This is a genomic window from Brevibacterium sp. H602 (assembly GCF_051172395.1).
Classification (GTDB): Bacteria; Actinomycetota; Actinomycetes; order Actinomycetales; family Brevibacteriaceae; genus Brevibacterium.
Genome location: NZ_JBPIZD010000006.1, coordinates 45,487 through 58,449, shown reverse-complemented (window position 1 = coordinate 58,449; position 12,963 = coordinate 45,487). Strand labels below are relative to the sequence as shown.

General features: G+C 66.2%; 10 protein-coding genes. 7 read left to right on the top strand and 3 right to left on the bottom strand.

What is annotated here, in order from left to right; genetic code table 11:
- Nucleotides 1-52: 52 nt before the first annotated feature.
- Nucleotides 53-688, bottom strand: coding sequence for a TetR family transcriptional regulator (locus ACSBQT_RS06105; protein ID WP_435001115.1), 636 nt, complete (start codon nucleotides 686-688; stop codon nucleotides 53-55).
- 161 nt (nucleotides 689-849) lie between these two features.
- On the opposite strand from ACSBQT_RS06105, the gene ACSBQT_RS06100 reads away from it, so the two are divergent.
- The 3 genes from ACSBQT_RS06100 (at nucleotide 850) to ACSBQT_RS06090 (ending at nucleotide 4,090) form a co-directional block, all read left to right on the top strand.
- Nucleotides 850-2,130: a pyridoxal phosphate-dependent aminotransferase gene (locus tag ACSBQT_RS06100; protein WP_435001114.1), complete on the top strand. Its 1,281-nt coding sequence runs from the start codon at nucleotides 850-852 to the stop codon at nucleotides 2,128-2,130.
- A gap of 140 nt (nucleotides 2,131-2,270) precedes the next feature.
- A complete protein-coding gene (locus tag ACSBQT_RS06095; RefSeq protein WP_435001112.1) occupies nucleotides 2,271-2,711 on the top strand; it encodes a hypothetical protein in 441 nt (146 codons plus the stop codon).
- On the top strand, nucleotides 2,708-4,090 hold the full coding sequence (locus ACSBQT_RS06090; RefSeq protein ID WP_435001110.1) for a tripartite tricarboxylate transporter permease: 1,383 nt from the start codon (nucleotides 2,708-2,710) through the stop codon (nucleotides 4,088-4,090). Before ACSBQT_RS06095 ends, ACSBQT_RS06090 begins: the two co-directional genes overlap by 4 nt.
- A gap of 34 nt (nucleotides 4,091-4,124) precedes the next feature.
- Here ACSBQT_RS06090 and ACSBQT_RS06085 read toward each other — a convergent pair whose 3' ends face one another.
- Nucleotides 4,125-5,129 carry a LysR family transcriptional regulator gene (locus ACSBQT_RS06085; protein WP_435001109.1) on the bottom strand — a complete coding sequence of 335 codons (1,005 nt, stop codon included), beginning with the start codon at nucleotides 5,127-5,129 and terminating at the stop codon, nucleotides 4,125-4,127.
- Between the two features lie 91 nt (nucleotides 5,130-5,220).
- Here ACSBQT_RS06085 and ACSBQT_RS06080 point away from each other — a divergent pair, with 91 nt between their 5' ends.
- A complete protein-coding gene (locus ACSBQT_RS06080) occupies nucleotides 5,221-6,765 on the top strand; it encodes an aminotransferase class I/II-fold pyridoxal phosphate-dependent enzyme (RefSeq protein ID WP_410709245.1) in 1,545 nt (514 codons plus the stop codon).
- A gap of 312 nt (nucleotides 6,766-7,077) precedes the next feature.
- Entirely contained in the window at nucleotides 7,078-8,616 is a 1,539-nt protein-coding gene (locus tag ACSBQT_RS06075) for an MFS transporter (protein ID WP_435001108.1), read from the top strand.
- 216 nt (nucleotides 8,617-8,832) lie between these two features.
- On the opposite strand, the gene ACSBQT_RS06070 is transcribed toward ACSBQT_RS06075, so the two are convergent.
- On the bottom strand, nucleotides 8,833-9,579 hold the full coding sequence (locus tag ACSBQT_RS06070; RefSeq protein ID WP_435001107.1) for a GntR family transcriptional regulator: 747 nt from the start codon (nucleotides 9,577-9,579) through the stop codon (nucleotides 8,833-8,835).
- A 180-nt stretch (nucleotides 9,580-9,759) separates the two neighbouring features.
- On the opposite strand from ACSBQT_RS06070, the gene ACSBQT_RS06065 reads away from it, so the two are divergent.
- A complete protein-coding gene (locus ACSBQT_RS06065; RefSeq protein WP_435001105.1) occupies nucleotides 9,760-11,877 on the top strand; it encodes an FAD-dependent oxidoreductase in 2,118 nt (705 codons plus the stop codon).
- Nucleotides 11,874-12,947, top strand: coding sequence for a proline racemase family protein (locus ACSBQT_RS06060; protein ID WP_435001103.1), 1,074 nt, complete (start codon nucleotides 11,874-11,876; stop codon nucleotides 12,945-12,947). The genes ACSBQT_RS06065 and ACSBQT_RS06060 overlap by 4 nt, the downstream gene beginning before the upstream one ends.
- Nucleotides 12,948-12,963 lie beyond the last annotated feature (16 nt).

Below are 12,963 nucleotides of genomic sequence, written 5' to 3'. Positions count from 1 at the left end.
ACCGCAGCCCCTTCGCCGATGCGCGGTGTGTCCACACAGGCGTCGTTCGGGCTCACATCGCGTCGCCGACTCCATCGAGATGCCCCTGCACGGCCGGTGCCAAGCGTGCGGTGAGATCGTCGACCGGCATCGATGTCAGCGGTTCGAGTTCGAGGACGTGACGGAACATGAGCGCACCCGCCATCTGCGTGAGAACGAGCGTGGCCCGCAGATCGGCCTCGGCGCGGTCGACGCCGCTGTCCGCGATCCTTCCCGCCAATGCTCCTTTGAGCTCGCGCAGGAGAAATTGTCTGATCAGACGGCCGGCCGCCGAATCGCTCACAGCAGAACGCAGAACGGTCACCCCGATCGACTTCACGCTTGTCTGCTCCCAGGCACCCAGCACCGTGTGCACGAGAGACTCGCCGAGGCGGTCGTCCGGGACGCCCAAAGCCGAGCGGATGATGCGGTCCGGCCGCACGGGAAGCTTGACCACCTCGGCGAAGAGGCCGGCCTTGGACTCGAAATAGTGATGGACGAGTGCGGAGTCGACCTGCGCGCGGCGGGCGATGCCGCGGATCGACGCCTTGTCATAGCCCTTCTCGGCGAACTCGGCCGAAGCGGCATCGGTGATCGCTGCCCGTGCGTCACTGCCGCTTTCCTTACGCGGGCGCCCCCTCCGGCGGGGCCCCGGCTTCACATCCGCCATGCTCCCCAGAGTATCGTGAGGCCCGGTTGCAAAAGGTCTGCACAACGGTCCTCCGAACCGAGCAAAGGTCTGGGAAACGGGCCTCTGTTTGGTCAGAACCACCTCGGCGGGGGTCCTAGCGTGGATGTAGCAGCAGTCGTATGAAAGGTTTTTCGGTTCACATGTTCAGGCAGTCGTCGAAGTTGGCCAATGTCCTCTATGACATTCGAGGACCCGTCCTCGAAGAGGCCCAGGCGATGGAAGCCGCCGGGCACACGATCCTCAAGCTCAACATCGGCAACCCTGCCCCCTTCGGATTCGAAGCCCCCGAGGCGATCGTCCAGGACATCGCCGCGAACCTGCCCGTGACGCAGGGCTACTCCGACTCGCGGGGAATCCTGTCGGCCCGCCGTGCCGTCGTCCAGTACTACGAGACCCGCGGCATCCACAATCTCGGCACCGACGAAGTCTTCCTCGGCAACGGAGTCAGCGAGCTCATCACGCTCAGTCTGCAGGCGCTGTGCAACCCCGGCGACGAGATCCTCGTGCCCGGACCCGACTACCCTCTGTGGACCGCCTCGGTGGCGCTGTCCGGCGGCACCCCCGTCCACTACCGCTGTGCGGAAGAGGACGCCTGGCAGCCGGACCTGGACGACCTCGAGTCCCGGATCACCGAACGCACCCGCGGAATCGTCGTCATCAACCCGAACAACCCGACCGGGGCGGTGTACTCGAAGGAGACGCTGCAGAAGATCGCGGACATCGCCCGCCGCCACGGACTCATCGTCTTCTCCGACGAGATCTACGAGAAGATCACCTACAACGGCGTCGAGCTGGTCAACATGGCCACCCTCACCGGCGACGACGTTCTGTGCCTGACCTTCTCCGGACTGTCGAAGGCCTACCGGGTCGCCGGCTACCGTTCCGGCTGGCTGGCGATCACCGGACCGCTGGACGAAGCGCACAGCTACCTCGAGGGCATCAAGCTGCTCGCGAATATGCGCATGTGCTCGAACGTTCCGGCCCAGCACGCGATCCAAGCGGCCCTCGGCGGGAAGCAGTCGATCGACGACCTCGTTCTGCCGACCGGCCGCCTCGGCGCGCAGATGCAGGTCGCCTACGAGGGGCTCAATTCGATCGACGGCGTCTCGGCCCACCGAGCCGACGGTGCGCTGTACATGTTCGCGAAGCTCGATGTCGAGAAGTTCGGCATCACCGATGACGAGCAGTTCGCCCTCGACCTGCTGCGCGAACAGAAGATCCTCGTCTCCCACGGCACAGCCTTCAACTGGCCCAAGCCCGACCACTTCCGACTCGTCACCCTGCCCTCCGTCGAGGTGCTCACCGAGGCGGTCGAACGCCTCGACACGTTCCTCTCCGGCTACCGGCAGGTCGCTCCGACGACGTGCGAGCTGCCCGTGGTGCGCGAAACCGAGCATGCGGGAGCACCTGCGGCCGGCTGACGAGCTGAACCGACGAGGCGCCGGCGAGCGCCTCATCGAGAATCACGAGGTGCCGGGCGGACGTCGATCCGCCCGGCACCGAATCTCAGGTGGGTATCCTGACTCAGTAGCAATCACCATCGAGCCGAAGGCGGGTAAGGATGCCGCACCTGATCGAAGTGTGGAATGACACCGTCGACTCCCGACACCTCACCGGCGGCATCGCCATCTCCGTCGGCATCGCGGTCACCGCCTATCTCGTCGCCGATCATCTCTTCGCCGCGGCCGGTCAAACGGAGCTCGGCCACTCCTATGCTCTGCTCATCGGCATTCTCGGGTGCATCCTCGGTGCCGTGATCACCGGTCTCCTGTTCAAACCCAAACGCGTGATCACGAGCCCGACGACCGACACGCGCAGTCGGCAGGAGATCATCGACGAGATCGTCGAGGAGTACGGCGACCTCGGCGATCCGCGTGAACTCCCCGAGGCGGTGCAGGCCGAGGTGCGGGCGCTCGGTCTCTTCGATGCCCTCCTCGAGAACCATCGGAGCCACGTTGCCGATGACGGCAGCGGCGCACGGAAGACGGACGAACAACAGTGAGCGCGGACCTTCTCGAACCGATCCTCTGGGCGATCGGCATGGCGGTGCTCGCCGCTGTTCTTTTCACCGGCATCGGACTCATCTCCGGAACGGATGAGACGGCGACCGTCGCTCCCATCGCTCTGCTTGTCATCCTCCTTGGTGTTCCGCCTGCCGGTGTCATCGCCTTCTTCCTCGCCGCGGTCATCGCCAAGCACATCTCTCATGCGGTGCCGACGACGCTGTTGGGCATACCCGGTGACACCACCGCGGTGCCGATGCTGCGCGAAGCCCAACTTCTGCGCGCCCTGGGCGTGCCGCACCTGGCCCTGCAGAAGGCGATCTCCGGCGGCGTCATCGCCGTGATCATCGCGATTCCGCTGTCCATCCTCTTCGCTCTCGTCCTCACTCCCTTCGCCGAGGGCATCGAGTCCGTGGCTCCGTGGATCTTCGTGGCTGCGGCCGTCCTCGTCGCGTACACCTTGAAGGGAAAGCTCGCCGCCGTCGTCGCGCTCATTCCCTTCGTCCTGCTCATCAGCGGCCTGCAGGCGTTCATCATGGAGCAGAAGGACGCGACGTTCACGACCTCCTTCTTCCTCGGCATTGCCACCGGCCCGCTCATCTTCGACCTCTTCGCCACACTGTCCCCCGCCGGCAGGAAGGCGATGCGACAGGAGGGCAAACGCGAATTCGCCCTTGCCCCCGACGTTCCGCGCTCCGGCGGGCGGGTCCCGAATCCGCTGAGAACCCTCGATCGCACACAGCTGACGTATACGACCGGGTCCGCGGCGGTCACCTCGGCGACCTTCGTCTTCTCACCCGTCGCCATGGCCGTGCTCATGGGCGAGATCGTCGGCAGCCGGATTAAGAACGGCTACCACCGGCTGACGACGGTGGCCACGGTGCGCAACGCGACCACCGAGTCGACCTATATCGCCGAGACTCTCATTCCGCTCATCGCCATCGGCCTGCCGCTCTCACCCGTGGCCGCCGGACCCGCGGCGCCCCTGTTCAACGCTCCGCCGGTCTACACCCTCGATGCCGAGGCGGGGACGACGAACAACCTCCACAACCTGCTCACGACCGGACAGTTTGCGCTCTTCTCCGTGATCGCGGCCGTGATCGCGATCGTCATCGCCTACCCTTTCGTCATGACGAACGCCCACCGGGCGGCGACCTGGGTGATGCGATCGGTCTCCCACGAGGCGATCATCGCCGGGTTCGCGGCACTCATCTGCGTCATCTGCCTCTACGAAGGCGGTCTGCTGGCGCTCGGCGTGACGATCACCGTCGGCCTCGTCGGCGGGCTCTTCAACCGGATGATCGGCATGCATGCCGGAGTCCAGTTCATGGGGTACTACGTCGCCGTGCTCACCGTGCCCGCGATCCTCGCACTCTGAGACGCATCCTGACCGCCACTTTGAAACCGCAGCGTCACCGCCACTGCCGCGTGACGGTACGGACGTCGGCGACCACCTCGGCGATGGCGGAATTGTGCGCATCGACGATCGGATCGTGACGCACGCGCCCCTGTGGTCGCGAGGACCGGGAGACGAGCAGGACGTCACGGCGGCAGTCGCTGAGCGGCATCGGGATGACGGTGATGTCCGGGTCGGTCGACAGAGATGACTCAGGGATCATCGCCACCGCCAGACCGGCCGAGATCATCCGGTTAATGGCCGCATAGTCATCCATCCTCATCCCCACGCGGGGTTCGAACCCGGCGCTCAGACAGAAGGAGCGAACCACCTCGTCGATGGCATCACCGGGGTCGATGCTGAATGCCCAGGTCTGGGAGACAAGCGCCGTGAGGTCCGGACGGCCGTGGTCGTCGACGCCGATCGGTCCGATGGTCTTCGGCACGCACAGAAACAGCCGCTCCGAATACAGGTGGGCGGCGGTCAGCGTCGCCGGGATCCACGTCCGGTCGAGATCGGTCGACACGAGCAGGGCGAGGTCGAGGTCCCCGGATTCGAGCCGGGAGACGAGCTTCGCGTGTTCATCCATCGTCACGTCCAGGGCCGCGGTGAGCACGTCGGTCCGGTCGCCGGCGACCGCCTCGTCGCGGGTCTGCCACCTCGGGCGGGCCTGCAGCTGATCGTGGAGGCGCGGGATGACTCGAGCACCGACGGTGGGCACGGCCCCGATGCGCACCGGCACGGCCTGAGATTCCCGCCAGAGGGCCACCTCGGCGCCGAGGCGCTGGCACAGTCCGAGGATCTCCACGGCTCGGGTCACCACGAGGCTGCCCACGGTCGTCGGCTGTGATCCGCGCGGTGTGCGATCGAGCAGAGTCGCGCCGAGGGCCCGCTCGAGATTGCGCAGATGATGGTTGACCGTCGGCTGGCTCCACTGCAGCGCGGCGGCGGCCGCGGCGACGGATCCGGTCTCGGCGACGGCACGCAGAGCGGTGAGGCCGCGGGTGTCCAGAGGTTCCATTGATCTCCCCCTTTGAGTTCTATACTCACTATAGAGCAGGAGAGGAAAGTTGCTATTCTCCCGTACCTGCTCGCCTCTTTAATCTGGACGCATGACCGTGCACCAGGACTCCCCCATGCCCCCGGCCCCGCACTCCTCCTCGGGGTCGCCGATGCATCCTGCCCTCACGCAGTCACGCGCGCCCTATGCCGAAGCACTGGCGCACGCGGCCGACCGCAACTCGCTGTTCCTGTCCACCCCCGGACATGGAGGCACGACCGAGGGTATCTCCGCAGGTCAAGCCGAATTCTTCGGCGAGCACACCCTATCCCTGGACATCCCCCCGCTCTTCGACGGAATCGACCTCGGCGTCGACACCCCGAAGGACGAAGCCCTGCAGCTGGCCGCCGAAGCCTGGGGCGCCCGCCGCACCTGGTTCCTCACCAACGGCTCCTCGCAGGGCAACCGCATGGCCGCCCTGGCCATCGGCACCCTCGGGTCCGGTGTCGTCGCCCAGCGCAGCGCGCATTCGAGCTTCATCGACGGCATCGTGCTGGCAGGCCTCAACCCCGGCTTCGTCTACCCCAACGTCGACGAGGTCAACGGCATCGCCCACGGCGTCACCCCCGACGCCCTGCGCCACGCCATCCGCAATCACCCCGAGCCCGTGACCGCCGTCTACCTCGTGACCCCGAGCTACTTCGGCGCCGTGGCCGACGTCGAAGCCCTCGCCGAGGCGGCGCACGAAGCAGGTGCGGCACTGATCATCGACGCCGCCTGGGGTGCCCACTTCGGCTTCCACCCTGACCTGCCGGCCTCCCCCGTCACCCAGGGCGCCGACATCGTCATCATGAGCACGCACAAGCTCGCGGGCTCGCTCACCCAGTCCGCACTGCTCCACCTCGGCGACACCGAATTCGCCGATCGCCTCGAACCGGCACTGGCCCGGGCATTCATGATGACCGCTTCGACGAGCGAGAACGCCCACCTCATGGCCTCGATCGACCTCGCCCGCCGCGCACTCATGACCTCGACCGAGGCGATCACGAACTCGCTGGAGAACATCCGCCACATCCGCGCGCAGATCGAGGCCACCGACCGCTACCACCTGCTGTCCGGCGAGTTCCTCGGCCATGCCGACGTCGTCGACATCGACCCGTTCCGCCTGCCCATCGACATCACCGCCACCGGACTCGACGGCCACACGGTGCGCAAACGCCTGGCCGAGGAGTTCGACATCTTCCCCGAGATGTCGACAGCGACCACCCTCGTCGCCCTCATCGGCATCGGAAAGTCCCCGGACATCGGCCGCCTCATCGACGCACTGGAGTCCCTGCGCCTCGAGACCGCGGACTCCGCCACGGCGACGAGCCCGGCAGCCGCCCTCCCGCCGCTGCCCACGGCCGGCCGGTTGGCGATGACCCCGCGTGAGGCGTATTTCGCCGATTCCGAACTCGTCACCGCCGCCGAGGCGGTCGGACGAGTGAGCGTGAGCTCGCTGGCCGCGTACCCGCCCGGGATCCCCAATGTCCTGCCCGGCGAGGAGATCACGGCCGACACCGTCGACTTCCTCCAGGCCGTGGCGGCGAGTCCGTCCGGCCACGTCCGCGGCGCCGTCGATCCCGGCCTCGAGACCTATCGCGTCGTCAGGAACTGATCTCCGCGCAATCACGGGCCGCACCGTGTCCGCCGGTCGCTGCCGACAACGCCACTGGACAAGTGCCACTGCGAATTAGACAGCATCCTTCTTGCGTATTTTCTGGACCACTGGACGAATTTCAACGAAGCTATCTGCCATCCGGCGCATTCATCGTGAACTGTGTCACAATTTTTGTTGACACTCCCTGAGTACCAAGCAAGGATGTTCTGCATTGTCGAAATCCGACAGCAACTGCCGCGCAGAGTTCGCACCATTCCGGCGACTCGGCCCTGCAACTTGCCTAGCAGCAGCTGAAACGAGGAACCACTGATGTCAGAAGGCCACGACAGACCCGCGCAGAAAGACAAGAAGCCGACCCGCAAGGAACGGCGTGCAATAAAGAAACAGAAGCGGTTCGAGGCCGATGACTGCATCGTCGTCGAAACCAAATCGATCCGCACCGCCATCGGTGGCACCACAGTCGGCAACTTCATGGAATGGTTCGACTTCGGCGTCTACGGCTACCTGGCCGTGACGATGACCTCCGTCTTCACCGAAGGCATGGACCGACAGATGGGTCTGCTCGTGACCCTCCTCGGCTTCGCCGTGTCCTTCCTCGTCCGCCCGCTCGGCGGCATGGTGCTCGGACCGCTGGGTGACAAGATCGGCCGCCAGAAGGTCCTGTTCTTCACGATGGCCACGATGGCCACCGCCACCGCCCTCATCGGCGTCCTGCCCACCGCGGCCCAGGTCGGCCTGTGGGTGATCGTCCCCCTCTACCTGCTCAAGATGATCCAGGGCTTCTCCACCGGCGGCGAGTACGCCGGTGCCACCACCTATGTCTCGGAGTTCGCTCCGGACAAGTCCCGCGGCTACTGGGCCTCGTGGCTCGATGTCGGCTCTTACCTGGGCTTCGCCGCCGGCGCCGGAACCGTGGCCCTCACGACCGTGATCACCACGTCCATCAACGGCGAGAACGCCATGCTCGACGGCGGCTGGAGGATCCCGTTCCTCATCGCCATCCCGCTCGGCGCCGTCGCCATCTGGTTCCGTCTGAAGATCCCGGAGACCCCGAGCTTCGAATCGAGCGAGGAAGCCGGCCGCGACGTCAAGGTCAAGGACGACAAGTACGCCCGCCACGGCCTCATCGGCGTCATCCGTCACTTCTGGAAAGAGATCCTCATCGGCATCGCCGTCGTCGCAGGCTCCCAGACGGTCGGATACGCGCTGACGAGCTTCATGCCCACCTACCTGGAGGAGACCGTCAAGGTCTCGAATGTCCAGGCGGCCGTGGCCACGATCCCGGTTCTCGTCATCATGTCGCTGTGCCTGCCGCTCATCGGCAAGCTCTCCGACAAGATGGGCCGCAAGTTCGTCTTCCTGGCAGCAGCCATCATGACGATCGTCCTCATCGTTCCCGCGTTCGCTGTCATGCAGATCGGTGAGATGTGGGCAGTGATGGTGGCTCTGTTCATGGTCGCCCTGCCAGCCGGCTTCTACATCGCCTGCCTGGCCTCGACGCTGCCGGCGCTGTTCCCGACCGCGTCGCGCTACGGTGCGATGGGTCTGACGTTCAACCTCGGCGTCTCTCTGTTCGGCGGCACCACGCCGCTGTTCGCCCAGGCGCTCATCGATGTCACCGGCAACTCGTACATGCCCGCGTTCTACATCATGTTCTTCTCGGTCGTCGCACTCGTCGCCGTGCTGCTCATGAAGGAATCGGCGCACCGACCGCTGCCGGGCTCGTTCCCGACGGTGAACACCCACGAGGAGGCCGAGGAGCTGGCTCGCACCCAGGCCGACAACCCGGATATGGACATCGAGTCCATGCCGATCGTCGACATCGACCCGGACAAGGCACCCGCCTGAACGAGGTGAGAACCTGATCGGCTGCGATGCCTGATCGAGTGCAACGACGCTGGGCCATCCCGTTTCGGGGCGGCCCAGCGTCGTTTCGTCGTTTCTCGGTGCGGTTCGCGGGCGTGGACAGGCAGTCAAGGGTCTTTTGGCACTGTCTTCTCTGAACTGCTCACGTTCCTCCGTGTGCAGTTGAGAAAAAGGTGTACCGATTCGCCGCAGCGCGTCTCAGCCTTCGCCGTCGGCGTCAGCCGGGACGCGTTTGAAAAAGTAGAGGTTCGACGTGACGAGGTCGGCCGCCTCGGCGGCGTTCCCGGACTCGATGAGGTCGACGATCCTCGGCAGCTCGCGAGCGGAATCGACCGCGATGGCCCCGATCTGATCCTGGCGTCGGTAGAGGCGCGACTGATCGCGCAGGCGCAGGCTGATCGCGGCGGCACGCCCGCCGAGGCCGTGCTCGAGCAGAGCCTCATGGAACCTGCGGTCCTGCGTATAGAACTCGGCGGATTCGCCGGCCTCGGCCGCGTCCACGGTCGCCTCGGCGAGTTCGCGCAGTCGGACGATCGCCTCGGATTTGGTCGCTGCCCCGCCGGTCTCGGTCACCGACCCGTCCGTCACCGCCTGCACGCCGTCAGCTTTTAGGCCGCGACCGACGATGTCATCGCTGCCGGCCTCGGCCAGGCTGCGGGCGGCGGGGACCGCGAGGAGAACGCGGATGGCGATGATCTCCTCGAGGTCCGCCTCGGTGATGGTGACCAGACGGAAGCCGCGATTGGGCACGGCCTCGACGGTCCCCTCGGTGACGAGCGCCATCATCGCCTCGCGCACCGGACTGAGTGAGATGCCGAGCTGCTTGGCCAGGCCCGCTGCCGAATAGATGCGATCCTCGGCGAGCTCACCGGAGGTGATGGCATCGCGGATGATGCCCAGTGCCTGCTCGCGCAGAGATTCGGCCTGCGGTCTCACTCGCTCCATCGCACACTCCTCATCGAATCGCGGTTGCCATGACTTCACAGTCGCGATCGGCTCGCCGACTATTGACAGCATAACCGCGAGATCGCACCATTGAACTAAGTAGTCGGTAATCGATTACCCACCCGGACTCCGCCACGGAGCCACACTCACAGTGACGTTCCTGCAATGAAGGAGGAACCCATGACCGCCGACCCCGCAACCGGCACACCCGCACCGACCACGGCTGCGACCGACGCGTCCGCCGATCCGCTGCTCCAGCCCTTCGAGCTCGGCAGACTCATGCTGCGCAACCGCATCGTCTCGACCTCGCACGAGCCCGCGTACACCGAGCTCGGCATGCCGAAGGACCGCTACCGCCTCTATCACCGGGAGAAGGCCCGCGGTGGTGTCGGGCTGACGATGATCGGCGGTTCGGCCATCGTGTCGAAGGACTCGCCGGCCGCGTTCGGCAATATCGACCTGTCCACCGACGAGGTGGTTCCGTGGCTGTCCGCGATCGCTGGAGACTGTCACGACGAGGGCGCGGCGATCATGATCCAGGCGACCCATTTGGGCCACCGTTCCTCGAACTTCGCCGGCGACTGGCTGCCGCTGGTCTCGGCCTCTCGGACTCGGGAAGCCGCGCACCGGTCATTCACGAAGGCGCTCGAGGACTTCGATATGGATCGCATCGTCGCGGACTTCGCATCCGCCGCCGAACGCGTGGCCGCCGCCGGATTCGACGGACTCGAGGTCATGCACGCCGGTCACCTGCTCGATTCCTTCCTCGCCCCGTGGCTCAACGACCGCGACGACGAATTCTCCGGCGAACTGGAGAATCTCATCAAGTTCCCGATGCGCATCATCGACGCCGTGCGCGCCGCTGTACCGGATGATTTCGTCCTCGGCATCCGCATGGCCGTCGACGAGCGTCGCAAAGACGGCATGGACGAGGCGAGGGCCACCGAGATCCTGCGAACCTACACCGATCACGGCATCGATTTCCTCAACCTCAACGTCGGAATGATCAACTCGGACCGTCAGCTCGCCGAGGCGATCCCCGGCATGGGCACCCCCTCGGCACCCTGGCTCGAAACGTGCCGCCGCATCCGCGAGGCCATCGACATCCCCGTCCTCCACGCCGCGCGCATCTCCGATGCCGCGACCGCCCGGTTCGCGATCGCCGATGGCTGCCTCGACCTCGTCGGGATGACCCGGGCGCAGCTGGCCGACCCGTACCTGGCGCGCAAGGTGGCCGAAGGTCGTGAGGACGATATCCGTCCCTGCGTCGGCGCGAACATGTGCCTCGACTCGATCTACACCTCCGGTTCGGCCACCTGCATCCACAATCCCGCCACCGGCAGGGAGGCCGATCTGCCGCAGGAGGTTCCTCACGACGTCACGACCGGACCCAAGCATGTCGTCATCATCGGCGCCGGACCGGCCGGGCTCGAAGCCGCCCGTGTCGCGGCCGTGCGCGGTCACCGGGTGACCCTGCTCGAGGCGGAGGACGCCCCCGGCGGGCAGGTCCGCATCGCCGCCCGCTCGCAGCGCCGCCGCGACCTCATCGGCATCATCGACTGGCGTGTCCAGCAGTGTAAGAAGCACGGCGTCGACCTGCGACTGAACACCTTCGCCGAGGCGGCCGACATCCTCGGCCTCGACCCCGACGTCGTCATCGTCGCCACCGGAGGGGTTCCCGATGCCGGATATCCCTTCCGTGAGCTGGGCCCGAGCTTCGACGTCTGGGACGTCATGGACGACCGGCTCAAGTCGAAGCAGCGGGTGCTCGTCTTCGACGATCACGGGTTCTACCCGGCGCTCGACGCCGTCGAACGCCTGGCTCGGGCCGGTCAACAGGTCACCTATGTCAGTCCCGAACGCACGATCGGCATCGACGTCGGGTCGATGAACTCCCCCGCCTATCTTCAGGTGTTCTCCGAATTCGGAGTCGAGGTCCGCCTCGGCGAGCGTTTGGCGAAGAAGCCGCGGATCGAGGGGAAGGAGATCGTGGCGATGCTGCGCAACGACTATTCGGATCGGGAGGCGGAGGTCGTCACCGATGCGGTGGTCGTCGATTTCGGGACGACGCCCAACGATGAGGTCTATTTCGAGCTCAAGTCGCGGTCGGCGAACCATGGGGCGACGGACCTCGGGGCGTGGGTTCACGGACAACCGCAGCCGGATTCCGGTTCGGATCCCACCACCGACTCCGAGGCGGGGCACCCGTTCGCGCTGTACCGGATCGGTGATGCCGTCGCCTCCCGCAATGTGCATGCGGCGGTACTGGAAGGACTGAGAGTGGGAATGGGGCTGTGACGGAGACTGTGACGACGATCTGTACGAGTGTCGACTTCCATACTGCCGGCGAACCGTTCCGGATCGTCGCCGAACCCCCGGTCGAGATCCCCGGTCGCAGTGTGGCCCAACGGCGGGAACTGGCCGTGCCAGGTTCGGCGGCCGATGATCTGCGCAGGCTGCTGTGCTTCGAGCCGCGCGGTCATGCGGACATGTACGGCGGTTTCATCACTGAACCCGATGACGATGGGGCCGATTTCGGGGTGCTGTTCTGGCACAAGGACGGCTTCTCCACCGCCTGCGGTCACGGGACGATGGCGCTCGGCGCATGGGCGGTGTCAGCCGGGATCGTCGCCGTCGATCCGTCCGGGACCACGGAGGTCACGATCGACGTGCCCTCGGGTCGAGTGCGCGCGCAGGTGCACACGGACGCCGAAGGGCGGGCCACCTCGGTGGACTTCGTCAACGTGCCCAGCCGCCTCGTCGCCTCGGGGCTCACGGTGGATACGAGCCTGGGCCCGGTGACGGTCGACCTCGCGTGGGGCGGGGCGATCTACGCGCTCGTCGACGTCGCTCAGTTGGGTGCCGCTGCCGGTTCCTCTCAGGCCGCCGAGGTGGGCCGCCTCGGTGAGGTGAGCTGCGAAGTCGTGCCTGAGAATCTCACCGCGCTCATCGCCTTGGGCCGCGAGGCCAAGGCGGGTCTCGCCGATCATCCGGACACCGTCCACCCCGAGGATGACCGGCTCTCCGGGGTGTACGGCACGATCTTCGTCGACCGGTTCGGCACGCTGCCCAGCGGCGAACTGCATCAGCGCAATGTCACGGTCTTCGCCGACGGTCAGGTCGACCGCTCACCGTGCGGATCGGGAACGGCTGCTCGAGTCGCCGCTCTCCATGCCGCGGGTGAGCTCAGCGCTGGACAGACGCTCGTCCATGAGTCGATCGTCGGCACGACATTCCGAGCGAAGGTCCACGAGGAGACCGCCGACGGCGTCATTCCGGTCGTCACCGGCGGCGCCCACCGGGTGGCCACCTCGACGTTCGAGGTCGACCCGCTCGATGATCTCGTGCCCGGGTTCGTGCTGCGGTGAGTCTCCGTTCCTCGTC